19 protein-coding genes are annotated in these 17591 nt (G+C 61.0%); 13 read left to right on the plus strand and 6 right to left on the minus strand.

What is annotated here, in order from left to right:
- Positions 1-289: 289 nt before the first annotated feature.
- Entirely contained in the window at positions 290-1177 is an 888-nt protein-coding gene (gene rhtA / locus ACQRBT_RS00005) for a threonine/homoserine exporter RhtA (protein WP_244698107.1), read from the plus strand.
- Between the two features lie 165 nt (positions 1178-1342).
- Positions 1343-1624, plus strand: coding sequence for a hypothetical protein (locus tag ACQRBT_RS00010; RefSeq protein WP_060756997.1), 282 nt, complete (start codon positions 1343-1345; stop codon positions 1622-1624).
- A gap of 58 nt (positions 1625-1682) precedes the next feature.
- On the opposite strand, the gene ACQRBT_RS00015 is transcribed toward ACQRBT_RS00010, so the two are convergent.
- The 3 genes from ACQRBT_RS00015 to ACQRBT_RS00025 form a co-directional block, all read right to left on the minus strand.
- Positions 1683-3491, minus strand: coding sequence for an aminopeptidase P family protein (locus ACQRBT_RS00015; RefSeq protein ID WP_104995980.1), 1809 nt, complete (start codon positions 3489-3491; stop codon positions 1683-1685).
- A 37-nt stretch (positions 3492-3528) separates the two neighbouring features.
- Positions 3529-4689, minus strand: a complete 1161-nt coding sequence (locus ACQRBT_RS00020) for a cysteine desulfurase family protein (RefSeq protein ID WP_161550329.1) — start codon at positions 4687-4689, stop codon at positions 3529-3531.
- A gap of 232 nt (positions 4690-4921) precedes the next feature.
- Positions 4922-5191, minus strand: coding sequence for a hypothetical protein (locus ACQRBT_RS00025; protein ID WP_412047741.1), 270 nt, complete (start codon positions 5189-5191; stop codon positions 4922-4924).
- A gap of 296 nt (positions 5192-5487) precedes the next feature.
- On the opposite strand from ACQRBT_RS00025, the gene ACQRBT_RS00030 reads away from it, so the two are divergent.
- The gene (locus tag ACQRBT_RS00030; RefSeq protein WP_060756993.1) at positions 5488-6675 is read left to right on the plus strand and encodes an acyl-CoA dehydrogenase family protein; all 1188 of its coding nucleotides are present in this window, start codon (positions 5488-5490) and stop codon (positions 6673-6675) included.
- 11 nt (positions 6676-6686) lie between these two features.
- Entirely contained in the window at positions 6687-7790 is a 1104-nt protein-coding gene (locus ACQRBT_RS00035; protein ID WP_412047740.1) for a sigma-54 interaction domain-containing protein, read from the plus strand.
- Here the strand turns inward: ACQRBT_RS00035 and ACQRBT_RS00040 are convergent.
- Positions 7779-8144: an antibiotic biosynthesis monooxygenase gene (locus ACQRBT_RS00040; RefSeq protein WP_060756991.1), complete on the minus strand. Its 366-nt coding sequence runs from the start codon at positions 8142-8144 to the stop codon at positions 7779-7781. The genes ACQRBT_RS00035 and ACQRBT_RS00040 overlap by 12 nt on opposite strands.
- Before the next feature lie 100 nt (positions 8145-8244).
- On the opposite strand from ACQRBT_RS00040, the gene soxR reads away from it, so the two are divergent.
- The 5 genes from soxR to ACQRBT_RS00065 all read left to right on the plus strand — a co-directional run bounded on the left by soxR (position 8245) and on the right by ACQRBT_RS00065 (position 12624).
- Positions 8245-8688, plus strand: a complete 444-nt coding sequence (gene soxR, locus ACQRBT_RS00045; protein ID WP_412047739.1) for a redox-sensitive transcriptional activator SoxR — start codon at positions 8245-8247, stop codon at positions 8686-8688.
- Positions 8689-8815: 127 nt separating this feature from the next.
- Complete coding sequence (locus tag ACQRBT_RS00050) at positions 8816-9277, plus strand: VOC family protein (protein ID WP_244698105.1); 462 nt, start codon at positions 8816-8818, stop codon at positions 9275-9277.
- Between the two features lie 124 nt (positions 9278-9401).
- Positions 9402-10277, plus strand: coding sequence for an alpha/beta fold hydrolase (locus ACQRBT_RS00055; protein ID WP_090365846.1), 876 nt, complete (start codon positions 9402-9404; stop codon positions 10275-10277).
- 85 nt (positions 10278-10362) lie between these two features.
- Positions 10363-11667, plus strand: coding sequence for a dicarboxylate/amino acid:cation symporter (locus ACQRBT_RS00060; protein ID WP_090365848.1), 1305 nt, complete (start codon positions 10363-10365; stop codon positions 11665-11667).
- 42 nt (positions 11668-11709) lie between these two features.
- Complete coding sequence (locus tag ACQRBT_RS00065; RefSeq protein ID WP_412047738.1) at positions 11710-12624, plus strand: LysR substrate-binding domain-containing protein; 915 nt, start codon at positions 11710-11712, stop codon at positions 12622-12624.
- A gap of 47 nt (positions 12625-12671) precedes the next feature.
- Here ACQRBT_RS00065 and leuD read toward each other — a convergent pair whose 3' ends face one another.
- On the minus strand, positions 12672-13286 hold the full coding sequence (leuD, locus tag ACQRBT_RS00070) for a 3-isopropylmalate dehydratase small subunit (RefSeq protein WP_412047737.1): 615 nt from the start codon (positions 13284-13286) through the stop codon (positions 12672-12674).
- Positions 13283-14701, minus strand: a complete 1419-nt coding sequence (gene leuC / locus ACQRBT_RS00075) for a 3-isopropylmalate dehydratase large subunit (RefSeq protein ID WP_244383941.1) — start codon at positions 14699-14701, stop codon at positions 13283-13285. The genes leuD and leuC overlap by 4 nt, the downstream gene beginning before the upstream one ends.
- A 274-nt stretch (positions 14702-14975) precedes the next feature.
- Here leuC and ACQRBT_RS00080 point away from each other — a divergent pair, with 274 nt between their 5' ends.
- From ACQRBT_RS00080 to ACQRBT_RS00095, 4 genes are read left to right on the plus strand one after another with little or no spacing between them, the layout of a single operon-like run.
- Entirely contained in the window at positions 14976-16175 is a 1200-nt protein-coding gene (locus tag ACQRBT_RS00080; protein WP_104995973.1) for a PepSY-associated TM helix domain-containing protein, read from the plus strand.
- On the plus strand, positions 16175-16711 hold the full coding sequence (locus ACQRBT_RS00085) for a hypothetical protein (protein ID WP_060756982.1): 537 nt from the start codon (positions 16175-16177) through the stop codon (positions 16709-16711). Before ACQRBT_RS00080 ends, ACQRBT_RS00085 begins: the two co-directional genes overlap by 1 nt.
- Positions 16708-17031 (plus strand): hypothetical protein, encoded by a 324-nt coding sequence (locus tag ACQRBT_RS00090; RefSeq protein WP_060756981.1) that lies wholly within the window; start codon positions 16708-16710, stop codon positions 17029-17031. The genes ACQRBT_RS00085 and ACQRBT_RS00090 overlap by 4 nt, the downstream gene beginning before the upstream one ends.
- Positions 17028-17588: a DUF6162 family protein gene (locus ACQRBT_RS00095; RefSeq protein ID WP_060756980.1), complete on the plus strand. Its 561-nt coding sequence runs from the start codon at positions 17028-17030 to the stop codon at positions 17586-17588. Before ACQRBT_RS00090 ends, ACQRBT_RS00095 begins: the two co-directional genes overlap by 4 nt.
- Positions 17589-17591 lie beyond the last annotated feature (3 nt).

Here is a 17591-nt window from a genome sequence, read left to right on the forward strand (position 1 = left end):
AACTCCTTCTGGGCTTCGATGAACTGAAGCTATTCGCTGCCTGAATCTTCGTAACTTCTTGTTTACCAAGGAGTTTTTAGTTTCGACTGCGCCGGAAGTGGGGCGAATTATAGACAGATATAATTCACCGTCAACACTTAATTTGAATTGACTATCAAATAGTTTGAAATCCCCATTTCCTCTATATAAGCGAGAGCATCACGCAAAACTGAGCAATATATTGCCCAACGACAAACAGTTAAGCATCATAGCGCCTTCCGCCTACCGACCAAGACCCGGACGTACCCCAATGACCACCTCACACCGCAGCCTGGCCTCGACATTGTTTCCTGTCGGCCTGCTGTTGATCGCCATGGCTTCCATCCAGTCCGGTGCCTCCTTGGCAAAAAGCATGTTCCCTATCGTCGGCGCGCAAGGCACCACCACCCTGCGCTTGATTTTCGCCAGTGTGATCATGTTGCTTCTACTACGCCCATGGCGCGCCAAGCTGACGGCCAAGTCCCTGCGCACTGTCGTCATCTACGGGATGGCGTTGGGCGGCATGAACTTTCTCTTCTATATGTCCTTGCGCACGGTCCCGTTGGGTATTGCAGTGGCCCTGGAATTTACCGGACCACTCGCCGTCGCCATCTATGCATCCCGCCGAGCAGTGGACTTCCTATGGATCGGCCTTGCAATCACCGGCCTTCTCTTGTTGATCCCAACGAATGAGGCCAGCAGCAGCATCGACCTGACCGGCGCAGCCTACGCACTCGGCGCCGGGATTTGCTGGGCGCTGTACATTCTGTTTGGCCAGAAAGCGGGTAACGACAATGGCGTACAGACCGCAGCCCTCGGGGTCATGATTGCCGCATTGTTCGTCGCACCGATCGGCATTGTCCATGCAGGCACCGCGTTACTCACGCCAGCGTTGATTCCTGTCGCCATCGGTGTCGCCATTCTATCCACCGCTCTGCCCTACACCTTGGAAATGGTCGCGCTCACTCGCCTTCCCGCCCGCACCTTCGGCACTCTGATGAGCATCGAACCCGCTTTCGGTGCACTTTCAGGCCTGTTTTTCCTGCATGAACATCTGTCCCTGGCGCAATGGCTTGCAATCACCTGCATCATCCTGGCTTCCGTAGGCGCCACTTTGACAATGCGCAACGAAGCCAAACCTTTGGTGCCAGCCGATTGATCCGCATAAAAAGGTAGCTCTGGCAATTACCCCTCATTTAGGCCATGTTTAGCCAGCAAACAAATGTCACTTATGGAGAATTTCGACAAGGACAGCCTGAACGCTACAATCGAGAGCGAATAAAGCCTGCATCGAGCCTTTTGCGAAGCGGCTATAAGGATAGGAATGAAACGAATTTTGATACTGTTAATGATCGTGGGCATAGCTGGCTGTGCCGCGACCACCAAGACAGAAGTGAAACGGGGCAAAAAAGGGCTGCATATCAACTGTTCCGGCCTGTCCTCCTCCTGGGACCAGTGCTACACCAGTGCAACCAATTCATGCGGCGCCAAGGGCTATCGGATCATCGCAAAATCCGGTGACAACGCCGAGGAACCAGGAGATTACCCCTTCGGGATAAACCCGGCCGGTTATACCAGCCGTAGCATGATTGTGATCTGCAAGTAGCGCCGTTCGGCGACTAGAGTCGCCGACGCTTTAGTCCTGCACCCCGAGCTGCGACCGATCAAATCGCAGCTGTACGTACCCGCAACCACTCCAAAGCGGCACCACTGAGCAGCGGGCTCAAGCGATCACGCACCTCGGCGTGGTAAGCGTTGAACCACTCCCGCTCGTCCGCCGTCAGCAGCGACGGTATCAGGCAACGGGTGTCGATCGGGCATAAGGTCAGGGTTTCAAACTTGAGGAACTCACCAAACTCCGTCTTGCCCGCCTCACGGTTCAACACCAGATTCTCGATACGCACGCCCCAACGACCTGGGCGATAAGTGCCCGGCTCGATTGAAGTAATCATGCCTGGCTGCATCGCCGTTTGCGGTGCAGTGGCGGCTTGGTAGGCGATCACCTGCGGGCCTTCATGCACATTCAGGAAATACCCTACGCCATGACCTGTGCCGTGACCGTAGTCCACACCTTCGGCCCAGATCGGCGCACGTGCGATGGCGTCCAGCAGTGGCGACAGAATGCCCTTGGGGAAATGCGCCCGGGACAAGGCGATCACCCCCTTGAGCACACGCGTGCAATCGCGTTTCTGCTCGTCACTCGGCGTACCGATCGGCACCATCCGTGTGATGTCCGTGGTGCCACCCAGATACTGGCCGCCCGAATCGATCAGTAGCAGGCCGTCACCTTCAATCACCGCATGCTCTTCTTCGGTCGCGTGGTAATGGGGCATGGCACCGTTGGCGTTGAACGCCGCGATAGTGTTGAAACTCAGCGATACGTAATCGGGACGGCGGGTACGCGCAGCGGTCAGGTGTTCGTCAATGGTCAGTTCGGTAATGCGTTCGCGACCCAGTGCACTGTCCAGCCAGGCGAAGAATTCGCACAGTGCCGCACCATCCTGTTCCATGGCCCGGCGGATATGCTCCGCGTCGGCCAGGCTCTTGCGGGACTTGGCCAAGGTGGTCGGGTTCAGCCCCTCAACCAGCTTGACGCCGGCATCGAGGTTCTCCAGCAAACCGGCGGTCACGCGCGCCGGATCAATGTGCAGGCTTGCCCCCGCTGGCACGTCACGCAGTGCTTGTGCGACTTCGCTGTAGTCACGCAACGTCACGCCATCCTGCGCCAATACCGCGCGCAGTTCGTCATCCACTTTGTTCAGGGCCACAAACAATGTGGCCTGCGCCTGGCTGATCAAGGCAAAGGATACAAACACCGGGTTGAACGACACATCGCCGCCGCGCAGGTTGAACAACCAGGCGATGTCATCCAGGGTGGCGATGAAATGCCAGTCGGCGCCCTTCTCTTTCAAGCTGGCGCGAAGTGCCGCGAGTTTTTCGCCACGGCTGACGGTGGCTTGCGGCGGCAGGTGCGGGTAGACCGGCTGGTTCGGCAGTGCCGGACGGTCTTTCCAGACCTCGTTCAGAAGGTCGATGTCCGTACGCAGCCGCGCTCCACGTTCTGCCAGCTTGGCGCTCAGGGTACGCGCCGAGGCCACCGCCATGACCGCGCCATCCACCGCCACCACACCGCCTTCCGGGGTTTGCTCGGCCAGCCATTCCAATGGGCCGGGTTGGCCTGGCTGCAACTTCACCAGTTCAATGCCGCTGCCCTTGAGCTCCTTGGTCGCTTGCTCCCAATAACGGCTGTCGGCCCACACCCCGGCAAAATCCGCCGTGACAATCAACGTTCCCACAGAGCCATGGAAACCGGACAACCATTGGCGTCCTTGCCAGTAACCCGGCAAGTATTCGGACAGGTGCGGGTCAGCCGACGGCACCAGCAAGGCATGAATGCCCTCGCGGCTCATCAGTTCGCGGGTATGCGCCAGGCGCTGGGGAACCGTTCCATGGGTCAAAGGCTGCGTACTCATTGTGTCTCCTGCTAACCACTCATAATTGTTATGTGAATCAAACGGCCCAAAACGCGGGTGCACTGGCCAGGGCGGCCTTGATCAGTTGCACGGCCGCATCGATATCCTGCTCGGTGGTGAACCGACCCAGGCTCAGGCGGATGGTACGTGCGGCGCTGCGAGCATCATGGCCCAGGGCCAGAAGCACATGAGACGGCGCATTGCTGGCCGAATTGCAGGCCGAGGTCGCCGAAAAGGCAATGCCTGCGCTCAATGCGCTCGAGTTGAACTCCCCTTCAGCAAAGGTCAGGCTGAGTGTATGGGGAATGCGCTGCGTCGGGCTGCCATTGAGGCGCACGCCGGCAATCGGTTCCAATTGGTCGAGCAGACGCTGACGCAACGCGGCAATCATCGCTTTCTCTTCGACAAAGGACTGCGCAGCCAAGGCGAACGCCGCCCCCATCCCCGCAATCTGGTGGGTCGCCAGGGTGCCGGAGCGCAAGCCGCCCTCGTGACCACCGCCGTGAATCTGCGCCAACACTTTCTGCTGCGCACGCGGGCCGACATACAGCGCGCCGATGCCCTTGGGGCCGTACAGCTTGTGCGCCGAAAACGACATCAGGTCTACCGGCCATTCAGCTAGGTCGATGGCGACCTTGCCGGCCCCCTGCGCCGCATCCACATGCAACAGCGCGCCGTGTTCACGCACGCACGCGCCAATGGCAGGGATGTCGTTCAAGGTGCCCAGCTCATTGTTCACCAGCATCAGCGATACCAGGAAGGTGTCCTCGCGCAACGCTTCACTCACTGCATCGGCGCTGATCAAACCTTCGGCGTCCGGCACCAGGTAGGTCACGGCCACCCCGGCTTCCTGCAACTGCCGTGCGGTATCCAGCGTGGCCTTGTGCTCGATCTGGCTGGTGATGATATGCCCACCCGCCACGCCGCGTGCCTGGGCGACGCCCTTGATCGCGAGGTTGTTGGATTCGGTGGCGCCGGAGGTCCAGACGATCTGCTCAGGACCGGCACCGACCAGATCGGCCACTTGGCGACGCGCCTGTTCAACCGTTTGCCGGGCCGCCTGCCCGAACGCATGGGAACTGGACGCCGGGTTGCCGAAATTGGCATGGAAGCCCAGGCACTCGACCATCACCTGGATGACCCGCTCATCCACCGGCGTGGTGGCGGCGTAGTCGAAATACAACGGACGTTTATTCATGACGTTAAAGACTCGCAGAGCGTATTCCCGAGAACAACGTCTCAGGGGCATCGATGGGAACAGAGGTCGTCAGGTTTAACCGATCGTATGCCATTGAAAGAAGATCACTGTAGGCAAATGTGCGTAGGAACGCTCCTGAAATCCAGCTTAACAGGCGCAAGTGACGTCATGGAAAACAAAAAGCCCGAGATTCCTTGTGGGAACCTCGGGCTTTTCGCCATTGAGCGCGGGCTCAACTGGGACGACCTTGCAACGTCACGCTGCGCTCGGCGTTCATTTCGCCCTGGCGATCAAAGCCAAAGGGCTTCTGTGGCTGGGCAGTCAGCGCGGCCCGTTGCTGTTGATATTCGTCAAACGACAGGCCGCGACGGCTCAGTGCTTCCAAGGCCAATTCCTTGGTTTCTTCGGCGGTGTAGGGGCGTAGCTCGGGCGAAGGGTGGGTTGCGCATCCGGTGAGCACGGAGCTGACAATCAACAAGCAAACAGCGAGAAAACGGTTCATGGCGAAGGTCCTGGGAAGAGGTTTCAAGTCGATGAGCACAGGCTACTCCCGCCCTCGCACGGTTAAAAATCACCTCCCTCGATAGTCGCTATCAGCTATTCAGACACCTTCGATAGCCGCCACGAAATATTCTATTTAGATCTATAAATATGGAAATACGTTCATTTACGGAATAACAAAGACCCTCTATAAATGGCTCCGGGCGTCACCACACTGTTCGCCACGCAACTGTTGCCCAAACAACAGCCGTTTAACGAAACATCCGGCAAACAACAGTTTCATTTGAGGAATACCGTGTGACAGCCAACTCCCAAAGTGTCCTGCCCTCCCCCTTGCAGACCGCACAGTTGCTGGCCGCCGAATTCGCCCTCACCGCCGTTGAGCGTGACGAACGCGGTGGCACGCCCAAGACCGAACGTGACGCTTTGCGTCAGAGCGGCTTGCTCGCGCTAAGCATTCCCACCCAGTACGGTGGCCTCGGCGCACGCTGGAGTGAAACCCTGGAGGTCGTACGCGAATTCGCCAAGGTCGACAGTTCCATCGCCCATGTCTTCGGCTTTCATCATTTAATGCTCGCCACCGTGCGCCTGTTTGCCCGTCCCGAGCAATGGCAACCCTGGTTTGAACAGACTGCGCGCAAAAGCTGGTTCTGGGGCAATGCCCTCAACCCCTTGGACACCCGCACGCTGGTCAAGAATTTCGGCGGCTGGCGCGAATTTTCCGGCAAGAAAAGTTTCTGCTCTGGTGCCAGCGACTCTGAAATGCTGATTGCCTCGGCGGTGGATGAAAGCGCCGGAGGCAAGCTGCTGATTGCCGCCATCCCCAGCGGACGCAGCGGCATCACTTTGCATAATGACTGGAACAATATCGGCCAGCGTCAAACCGACAGCGGCAGCGTGAGCTTCGAGCGGGTGCGCGTCGAAGAGTCGGAGCTGCTGCTCGACCCTGGGCCACTGAGCACCCCCTTCGCCTGCCTGCGCCCGTTGATCGCCCAGTTGACCTTCACCCATATGTTCCTGGGCATTGCCGAAGGTGCCTTTGCAGAAGCCCGTCATTACACCCTCACCGAAACCCGCTCGTGGCATAAATCCACGGCCGACGACGTGCGCCAGGATCCTTACGTGCTGCATCACTACGGCGACTTCTGGGTGGCCCTGGAAGGTATACGCCTGCTGGTGGAGCGCGCTGCCGGGTTGCTCGACCAAGCCTGGGCCAAGGGGCCCCATCTGAGCGAACACGAGCGCGGGCAATTGGCGATTGCGATTGCCACCGCCAAGGTCGCCGCCACTCGCCAGGGCCTGGACCTGTGCAGCCGCCTGTTCGAAGTCACCGGCGCGCGGTCAACCCACGCCTCGCTGCGCCTGGACCGCCACTGGCGCAACCTGCGCACACAATCCCTGCACGACCCGGTGGACTACAAGCTCCACGAACTGGGGGACTGGGCTTTGAATCAGTCCCTGCCGATTCCGACGTTCTATTCCTGAGAGAGGTGCCCATGCAGCTTCTGACCTTACCGCCCTCACCCGCCCTCGCGACCTCGATCCGCGCCACGGCCCAGGTCTTCGAAGACCCCAAGTCACAGGCGCTGCTCGATCACATCAGGCAAGTGGCTCCCAGTGAAGCCAGCGTACTGATCATCGGCGAGACCGGCACCGGTAAAGAGCTGGTGGCGCGGCATATCCATAACCTCAGTGCGCGGCGTAACCGGCCGTTCGTGGCGGTGAATTGCGGGGCGTTCTCCGAATCCCTGGTGGAAGCCGAACTGTTCGGCCATGAAAAAGGCGCGTTTACCGGCGCCCTCAGCGCCAAGGCCGGCTGGTTCGAAGAGGCCGATGGCGGCACCTTGTTCCTCGATGAAATCGGCGACTTGCCCATGGCGATCCAGGTCAAGCTGTTGCGCGTCCTGCAAGAACGCGAAGTCGTGCGCCTGGGCTCGCGCAAGAGCATTCCAATTGATGTACGCGTGCTCGCCGCGACCAATGTGCAACTGGAAAAGGCCATCAATGCCGGGCATTTCCGAGAAGACCTGTACTACCGTCTCGGTGTGGTCAGCCTGGAACTCAGCCCGTTGCGCGAGCGCCCCGGCGATATCCTGGCGCTGACCCGGCATTTTATCGAAACCTACAGCCAGCGCCTGGGCTACGGCCCGATCACCATCAGCCGCGAGGCCGAGCACAAACTCAAGAGCTACAGCTGGCCGGGCAATATTCGCGAACTGGAAAACGTCATACACCACACGCTGTTGATCTGCCGTAACGGCGTGATCGAACGTGACGATTTGCGCCTGTCGAACCTGCGCATCGAGCGCCAGGACGATAGCCAGCAGGCCACCGACAACAGTGCCCAGGCGCTATTGGAGCGCGCCTTCCAAAAACTCTTCGAGGAACAGGCCGGCGCGCTGCATGAAAAGGTCGAAGACGCACTGCTGCGCGCCGCCTACCGCTTCAGCCATTACAACCAGGTGCACACCGCCAATCTGCTGGGCCTGAGCCGCAATGTCACGCGCACACGCCTGATCAAGATCGGCGAACTGGCAGTGAACAAACGCCGCCCGGGGGAAACCGTGCAGGGCGAGCGGATGCTGCATTTATCCATTTAAACGGCAGTGCAGAGCGTTGTCATGGCTGCGCTCGAAGCTGCGCAGCACCTGAAACGAACCGAAGGTCACCGCCGTGGCCTGATGGGCGCGGATCAACGTCCAGAAATCTTCTTCGCCGTGCTCGAAGCATTTGAACGCCGCCTCGCCATCCTCACGCGAGCGCCATTGCAGGTAATTGAGCACTCGCCGGCCATCGTCGCTGACTTGCACACTCGCATTGATAAAGCCGGCATGGCGCTGGGCCAGACGCTCGCTCTGGGTAGACAAGGCCGCCACCAAGGCAAATTGTTGCTGGGGCTCGATCTGGAACTCGATCAACTGAGTGAAGCTGCGATTTTTCTCTGATACCTGCATGAACACTCCCCTTCCTTTGTAAGCAGAATCTTGCGATTCGATGCCGTGCAGGGTAAAACCTCTAGTTAAGTCAAGGTCAAGCGCGAATTCGGAGATTTTCATGCTCAACAAGGAACTCACCGTCGGCCAGCTGGCCGCCCGCAGTGGCGTGGCCGTCACGGCCTTGCACTTCTACGAGAGCAAGGGGCTGATCAAGAGCAACCGCAATGCCGGTAACCAACGGCGCTACCCCCGGGATGTGCTGCGGCGGGTGGTGGTGATCAAGATCGCCCAACGCCTGGGCATTCCGCTGGCGACGATTGGCCAAGCCCTGCAAACCTTGCCTGATGGACGCACGCCCACGGCGCAGGATTGGCAACGCTTGTCGGCGCTGTGGCGGGAAGACCTGGATGAGCGCATCAACAGGCTGACGTTGCTGCGGGACAAACTCAGCGGCTGTATCGGCTGCGGGTGTCTGTCGCTGGAGGCATGCCCGCTGCGTAATCAGGGCGACAAGCTCGGTGAGTGCGGCCCAGGCGCCCAATTGCTGGAGCCTAGCCCTTAGCCGGGAGCGTGTAATCGACCGCTCACACTCGCCAGCCCAGCATCTCGTCGGTTGCTCGCAGGCCACGGTCGGCGTGGCCTATAGTGAAAAAGTCGTACCTCCCTGCCCCCCACCAAAGGAGAACGAAATGAGCGTTAAACCGATTCCCGAGGGTTTCCACAGCCTCACGCCCTACTTGGGCGTCGAACAAGCCGCCGAAGCCATTGAGTTTTACAAGAAGGCATTCAACGCCACCCAAGTCATGCGCCTGGATATGCCCGATGGCAGAGTGGGCCATGCTGAACTGCGCATAGGCGATTCGCCCATCATGCTTGGCTCGCCTTGCGATGAAAGTCCGTTCGGCAGCCCGCGCGACGGCCACACCAGCGTCGGCCTGCATTTATATGTGGCCGATGTCGACGCGCAGTACAAACAAGCTATCGCCGCGGGTGGTATTGCCGTCTCCGACCCCAAAGACCAGTTTTATGGCGATCGTACCGGCACGCTGAGAGACCCGTTCGGGCATGTCTGGTTTCTGGCCACTCACAAAGAAGACCTGACCGAAGCGCAGATCCGCCAACGCGCCGAAGCGATGTTCAAGCAAGGCTGAGCCTGCAGGAGCGAGCGTGCTCGCTCCTGCATCACACTTCATGAACAACCCCTCCACGCTTTCCTCCTTGCCCCGAGCGCCGTGTGATTCCAGGATGCAGGCAATCATCACAAGGAGTCATTCCATGTTCGCCGGATTCCAAAAAGACCAGTGCCACGTCAACGGCGTCAGCATCAGTTACCGCAAAGGCGGTAGCGGTCCCGGCCTGCTCCTGCTGCACGGGCACCCGCAAACCCACGTCATCTGGCACAAAGTCGCCGAACAACTGGCCGCGCACTTCACCGTAGTGGCCGCCGACCTGCGCGGTTATGGTGACAGCAGCAAACCGCCGGCCAATGCGCTGCACACGAACTATTCGAAACGGGAAATGGCCCGGGACAGCGTCGAGCTGATGCGGGCCCTGGGCTTCGACGCCTTTTCGGTATTGGCCCACGACCGTGGCGCGCGCGTCGCCCATCGCCTGGCGCTGGACCATCCCCGGAGCGTGCAGCGCATGGTGCTGCTGGATATCGCGCCGACCCTGTCGATGTATGCACAAACCGATGAAGCCTTTGCCCGTGCCTACTGGCACTGGTTCTTCCTGATCCGCCCGGCGCCGCTGCCCGAGGCGCTGATCGAGAGCAACCCCGAACTGTACCTGCGCAGTGTGATGGGCAGCCGCAGCGCCGGGCTCAAACCTTTCACCGATGCAGCCTTCGCCGAATACCTGCGCTGCCTGAGCCTACCAGGCAGTGCCACCGGTATCTGCGAGGACTACCGCGCCTCTGCCGGTATCGACCTTGCGCACGACCAGGCCGACATCGACGCCGGCAACCAGCTGAACCTGCCGTTGCTGGTGCTGTGGGGCGCCGAAGGCACAGTCGGCCGCTGTTTCGAGCCACTCAAGGAGTGGCAGCAAGTCGCCACCGATGTGCGCGGCAAGGCGCTGCCAGCTGGGCATTACCTTGCCGAGGAAGTGCCTGAATTGTTACTGGACGAAGTCCTGACCTTCCTTCGCTGAAGCCCTGATCCGCTTCCCCCCGCCGGCGCGCAAACGCCGGCGACGGGGTCTGCTTGCCTCAAAAAAGACCCGCGAGATAACAACAATGACAATCAGAAAACTGCTGGGAACCCTGTATGTGCAAGTGCTCATCGCTATCGCGCTGGGCGTGCTGATCGGCCATGTACGGCCGCAGATCGGTATCGACCTCAAGCCGCTGGGCGACGGGTTTATCAAGCTGATCAAGATGATCATCGGCCCGATCATCTTCTGCACCGTGGTCAGTGGCATCACTAGCATGCACGACGTGAAGCAAGTGGGCCGGGTCGGTGGCAAGGCGTTGCTGTACTTCGAGCTCGTGTCCACCGTCGCCCTGTTGATCGGTATCCTGGCCGCGCACCTGTTGCACCCAGGCGAGGGCTTCAACATTGATGTCAAAACCCTCGACAGCTCGGCGATCGCAGGGTTTGTCGGCCAGGCTGAACATGGCGAAGGCATCACCGGCTTTCTGCTGCAGGTGATCCCAACGACGTTCTTCGACGCGTTCTCCAAAGGGGAAATCCTGCCCGTGCTGTTCGTTTCGGTGCTGTTCGGCATCGGCCTGGTGATGGTCGGCGAAAAGGCCCGGCCCCTGGTTGGCGTGATCAATCAGGCCAGCGAAGTGTTTTTCCGCATCGTGGGGATCATCAGCCGCGTCGCGCCTATCGGTGCCTTCGGCGCGATTGCCTTTACCATCGGCAAATACGGCGTGGGTTCGCTGCTGCCGCTGCTGAAGCTGGTGGGCACGTTCTATGTCACCGCGTTTTTCTTCGTGGCCGTGGTGCTGGGCAGCATCGCCCGCTATGCCGGGTTCAGCATTTTCAAACTGTTGGGCTATATCAAGTCGGAATTGCTGATCGTGCTGGGGACCAGCTCTTCGGAGTCGGCACTGCCGCAACTGATCCAAAAGCTCGAAAGCCTTGGCGCGTCCAAGGGCGTGGTGGGTATCGTGGTGCCGACCGGCTACACCTTCAACCTGGACGGTACCAACATCTATATGACCCTGGCCGTGCTGTTTCTGGCGCAGGCCACCAACATTCACCTGCCGCTGGAACAACAGTTGACCCTGCTCGCGGTCGCCATGCTGACGTCCAAGGGCGCAGGTGCGGTGGTGGGCGCAGGCTTTGTGGCACTGGCGGCAAGCCTGGCGGTGGTGCCGACCGTCCCCGTGGCGGCGATGGTGCTGATCCTCGGCGTCGACCGCTTCATGGCCGAATGCCGTTCGCTGACCAATATCATCGGCAACGCAGTCGCCGCCTTGGTGGTGGCGGCCTGGGAAGGTGAGCTGGATCGCGAGAAGATGGCGCCGATTGCCCTCAAGCAGGGTCGCCATGCGCGAGCTGTGGCACAGGCAAAAATCTCCGCTGAGTAAGCGGTGCTATTCTGGCGGCTCATGCCGCCAGGTCTGTTTCTGATGACTCATAAGAAAGATACCGTGCCCCTACCCGAAGACCTGCGGGTGTTCCTGACCGTGATCCGCAAGGCCGGCTTTGCCGCCGCCGCCGATGAGCTGGGGTTGTCGCCGGCGTATGTCAGCAAGCGCATCCAGATCCTCGAGACCACCCTCGCCACCCGCCTGATGCACCGCACCAGCCGCCGCATCGCGCTGACCGAGGACGGTGAGCGGGTGCAACGCTGGGCCGTGCGTATTCTCGAAGACTTCCAGCAACTGTCCGACGAGCTTTCGGACGCCCATGACAGCCCCAGAGGCCACCTGCACTTGTGCAGCAGTTTCGGCTTTGGTCGCAACCATGTGGCCCCCGCCCTGTCGTTGCTGGCCGAGCAGTATCCTGACCTGGAGGTGCGCCTGGACGTGTTCGACCGCGTGGTGGATATCGTCAGCGAAGGCTTCGACCTGGAGATCCGTGTCGGCGATGACATTCCCGGCCAGCACATCGGCCGGCGGCTGGTCAGCAACCGCCGCATACTCTGCGCCGCACCCGCGTACTTGAAACGCCGAGGTACGCCGCAACACTTGAGTGAGCTGGAGCAACACGACTGCCTGGTCCTCAAGGAACGCGACAACCCGTTCGGTCTCTGGAACCTGGAGCGCGACGGCAGCCAGGAAAGCGTGCGCGTGCGCGGGCCGCTGTCCTCCAACAACGGCGAAATCGTGATGCAGTGGGCATTGGATGGACGCGGGGTGCTGCTGCGCTCGATGTGGGATGTGAAGCCGTTGCTGGAGCAAGGCAAGCTGGTGCAGGTGCTGCACGGCTACACCCAAAGCGCCAACGTGTGGGCGGTGTACCCGACACGGTTGGCGCACTCCGGAAAGCTAAGGGCATGCGTGGAGTTTTTACAGGAGCATTTCAAAGGGCTGTCTATTTAGCCCTACTCCAGCCCTGTAAACCCTTCCACCACTTGAACTGCGACCGGTCAGCTGAGCCAGGGGTTGGCCGCGAGGTGCCGACGTTCGAACGCCTGGATCTCATCACTGCGCTGCAACGTACTGCCGATTGCATCCAGCCCTAGTAGCAGCGCGTTCTTGCGCAGGGTGTCGATCTGGAACGGGATCACCTGGCCGTCCGCCAGGCCGATCTGTTGGGTTTGCAGGTTGATGCTGATCTGCGTCTGGTCGGGCTGGCTGACGGTTTGCCCGAGCTCGTGCAGTACCGCGTCCTCCAGGGTAATCAGCAACACCCCGTTGCGTTGGCAGTTGTCATAGAAAATCCCGGCAAAGCTGCTGCCGATGAGCGCACGAATGCCCATCTGCTTGAGGCCCCATACGGCGTGCTCACGGCTGGAACCACAGCCGAAGTTCGGCCCTACGACCATGAAACTCGCACCCTGCCAGGCCGGTTGGTTGAGCACAAACGCGGGGTTGGGTTCGCCGGACGCCAGAAAGCGCAAATCGAAAAACAGCCCACGGTCCAGGCCGCTGCGGTCAATGCCCTTGAGAAACTGCTTGGGCATGATCACATCCGTGTCGATATTGGCCGCCAGCATGGGCGCGGCCTTGCCGGTGACCAAGGTAAAGGGTTGCAGGCTCATAGGCGGTCTCCAAAGTCACGTATATCGGTAAGGCGGCCGGTGATCGCGGCGGCGGCGACCATCGCCGGGCTCATCAGATGGGTGCGTGCACCGGCCCCCTGGCGGCCTTCGAAGTTGCGGTTGGTGCTGGAGGCGCAGCGGTCACCGGGGGCCAGCACGTCGTCATTCATGGCCAGGCACATTGAGCAGCCCGACTGACGCCACTCGAAACCTGCCGCGATAAAGATCGCCGCCAGCCCTTCGGCCTCGGCCTGGTCGCGGACCTCGGTAGAACCAGGCACGATCATCGCCCGCACGTGCGCGGCCACATGTTTACCGCGCACCACGCTGGCAGCGTCGCGCAGGTCTTCAATACGGGCGTTGGTGCAGGAGCCGATAAACGCATGGCTGATCACGATATCGCTCAACGGCATACCGGCTTGCAGGCCCATGTAGTTGAGGGCGCGGTGCATGTCCTGGCGCAGGATCGGGTCGTCGACGTCTTGCGGGTCGGGTACGCGCGCACCGATGGGCGCGGCCTGGTCGGGGCTGGTGCCCCAGGTGACCATGGGCTCCAGCGCGCCGGCATCCAAGTGCACTTCCTGATCAAACACCGCGTCGGCGTCCGAATGCAGTTGGCGCCAGCTCACCAGGGCCTGCTCCCATAATTCGCCCTTCGGCGCGCGAGGCTTGTCTTTGAGATAGGCGAAGACTTTTTCATCCGGCGCCATGAACGCGCCACGCGCCCCCGCCTCCACCGCCATGTTGCAGATGGTCATGCGCGCTTCGACGCTCAAGGCATCAATCGTGGAGCCGCGGAACTCGATGGCATAACCGGTAGCGCCGGATGCGCCGATCTGGCCGATCAGCGCCATGATCACGTCCTTGGAAGTCAGGCCGCTGGCTAACGCACCATCGACGGTGACGCGCAGGCTTTTCAGGCGTTTATAAACCAGCGTCTGCGAGGCCAGCAGGTGCTCGATTTCCGAGGTGCCGATCCCGAAGCCGAACGCGCCCAGCGCGCCATAGGTGGTGGTGTGGCTGTCGCCGGCGGCAATCACCATGCCCGGCAGGATGAAGCCCTGCTCCGGCGCAATGACGTGTTCGATACCCTGACGCTTGTCGAGGATATCCAGCAACTCGATGCCGAAGTCCCGGCAGTTTTGCGCCAGGTAAGAGACTTGCCGGGCGCCGCCCGCATCCGGCATCGCCGCGATGCGCTGGGGCGTGGTCGGGTTCACATGGTCGACCACTGCCAGTGCCGTGCCTGGGCGCCATACGTTGCGCCCGGCCTCGCGCAAGCCGCTGAACGCCTGGGGGCTGGTGTATTCGTTGATCACCTGGCGGTCGATATACAGCAGGACATGGCCCTGATCATCCAGGGCACACACGGTATGGGCATCGATGTGTTTGTCGTAGAGGGTTCTGGCAGTCATTTTTCCTGGGGCTCACTCAACGGTGTGCGCCCATCCTACGCAGCGCCCCGGCGCCATCAATGGCAGCCGGGTGATAGCTGGGAACATGTTTCGTGTTCGATTCGGCCTTGAAATACACAAGCGATTTGAACCAGAAACATTTTCTTTCATTTTCCGCTTAGGGATTTCCCACTCTCATTCGTCTTAACTTAGATACAGCCCGTCGCGTCAGCAAAAGCTACGACCGGCCTTTTCCGGGCCTCCATCGCCCGCTCCGATCAAGACCCGCATTCACATGTCGAAGAAGTCGCGCTCAAAACTCTGGTTTCTCGTCCACAGCTGGCTGGCATTGCCCATCTGGTTCTTTGTACTGATCGTCTGCGTCACCGGCACCCTGGCAGTGGTCAGCCAGGAAATCGTCTGGCTCGCCAACCCGGATATCCGTGCGAGCAAACCGTCGGAGGATGCACCACTGCTGAGCTTCGACCAGGTGATCGCCGCGATCAAACAAGCCGAACCCCAAGTCATCGTGCAATCGATCATCCGCCCGGATGAATCGCACTTCGCCCTGAGCGTCGATCTCACCTACCCCGACGGGCGCTCGGTAGAGGCCTACGTCAACCCGTACTCCGGGGCGATCCAGGGCACCAGCCCGGCGTTCGACTTCAAGCAGTTCACCCGTGCCCTGCACGGCTGGTGGCTGGTGCCGTTCACCAATGGCTACAGCTGGGGCTGGTACCTGGTGTCGCTGCTCGGCCTGCCGTTGCTGGCCTCGCTGGTCACCGGGCTGGTGGTGTACAAGCGTTTCTGGAAGGGCTTTTTCAGGCCGACCCTGCGCATCCGCCACGGCGCCCGGATCTTCTGGGGCGATTTCCACCGCCTGAGCGGGATCTGGTCGATCTGGTTCATCGCGGTCATTTCCATCACCGGCACCTGGTTCCTGATCCAGGCGATCCTGGGCGACAACCAGATTTCCATCTCCAGCGAACCCATCGTGCCGGTGATCGCCCGGGAGAAAGTGCCGCTGTCGGCCCCCGGCGTGCCGGCACCGAGGATCGCCCTGGACGACGCGATCAAGATTGCCGGCGAACGCATCCCGGGGCTGGACGCCACCTTCGTGTTCCTGCCGGGCAATGCCTATAGCCATCTGCAGATCGGCGGGCGCGGCTGGTACCCGTTGATGTTCCAGACCGCGCAACTGAACCCGTACAACGGTGAAATCGGCGTCTCGCACCTGCTGTCCGACCGTACCCCGCTGGAGTTCGTCACCGAGTCCATGCGCCCGCTGCACACCGGCGACTTCGGCGGCCTGTGGATCAAACTGATCTGGGCGTTCTTCGGCCTGGTGCTGAGCATGATGGTCTTGAGCGGCCTGCTGATCTGGACCAAACGCACCGCCCTGGCCACGCTCCATGCACTCAAGCGCGAAGCCAAGGCCCCACGGCAATCGGCGCCTATCCCGGTGCTGCAAGCTGAAACCACGGAGGGTCACTGATGAGCAAAGTCGTCGCGGCTGCCCCTTCGCCACTGCGGGCCTTCTGGCTGAAGTGGCGCTTCTATCTCAATGTGCTGCTGATCCTGATACCGCTGGGGTTCATGCCTCGCTACTTTTCCGAGGCGGCCCTGTTTCGTGGAGACGCAGGTATCGGCGAGCGAGTGGCCGGGGAAGTGCAGGTTGGCCCCTGGAGCCTGACCCTCGCCGAATTTCGCAACGAAGGCCCACGCCCGGACCCGGCCGGCCCGATGAAATTCTTCAACGCAGCCCTGTGCGCCACATGCACCGAACAGGTCAAGGCCACCTACCTGCGCATCGGCAAACCGCGCAGCCTCCGGGCCGCCGGGGTGATCTTCTTCGGTACGCCGTACCGCATGGGCGCGCTGTTGCCGGTGCCGGAACGCACGCCCGCCGATGCCGAACTGTGGGTCACCATGGAAGGCTGGGACGGCAGCATGCACCAGGGTTCCATCCCGCTGAGCCAGGCCTCGCCTGCCACCATTGCCTGGCTGAACAAGCAAGGAGTCAAACCATGATGTTGATGCGCTTATCCCGCGCAGTGCTATTGCTTTGCGCCGGTTTCAGTAGTGTGGCGCTGGCCCACAACCCGATGTGCGAATGCAAGGAAATCCCCGGCGAGCAGATCCAGTGCACGGGTGGTTTTTCCGACGGCAGCGGCGCGCCGGGCGTAACCCTGGATGTGATCGGCTACGACGAAACCATCCTGCTGCCCGGCAAGCTCGGCCAGGACTCGACCCTGACCTTCAAGAAGCCTTCCGCCGAATTCTACGTGCTGTTTGACGCAGGCCCCGGCCACGTCGTCGAAATCGACCAAGCGGACATCCAGCCACAATGAGTACCACACAGGTTGTACGCCCCGCCGGGGCCGGCCACGAAACCCTCTACGTGTTGCTGCTGTGCCTGATCATCCTGGCAGTGGCCGGCAGCGTGGTGTCCCTGCATGGCCAGACCCAGGAGGTAGCCGCGGTGCCCAGCCATCAGTTGGATGCCCGTCGTGACCTGAGCCCCGCCGAACAAGGCATCTACGCCGACCTGCGGGTCACCCTTGATGAAATACAGCTGCTGCAACAAGAGCAGAACGCCCTGCCGACGCCCGAACAACTGGCCGAAGAAGGTTTTGCGCCATTCGCCCGGGACGCCAGCTCAGTCAGCCGGGGCGGCCATCACTGGCAATTGCTTGAGCCGGCCGCCTACCTGGGCTTGAGCCAGGTGCCCGGCACCAGCGGCTCATTGCTGATGCGTGTGCACGGTTCCGAACCGGATGTGTGGATCAACCGCCGAGCCGATCTCGCCGCCCCTTCCGACCTCACCGACCCGGCCCTGATTGCCGCCGGTTGGCAGCAGGTGGTCACGCAATTCGATGCCGGCGTGACCCGCCAGCACCGTCACTGAACG

The organism is Pseudomonas sp. R19M, from assembly GCF_050312585.1.
Lineage (GTDB): Bacteria > Pseudomonadota > Gammaproteobacteria > Pseudomonadales > Pseudomonadaceae > Aquipseudomonas > Aquipseudomonas palleroniana.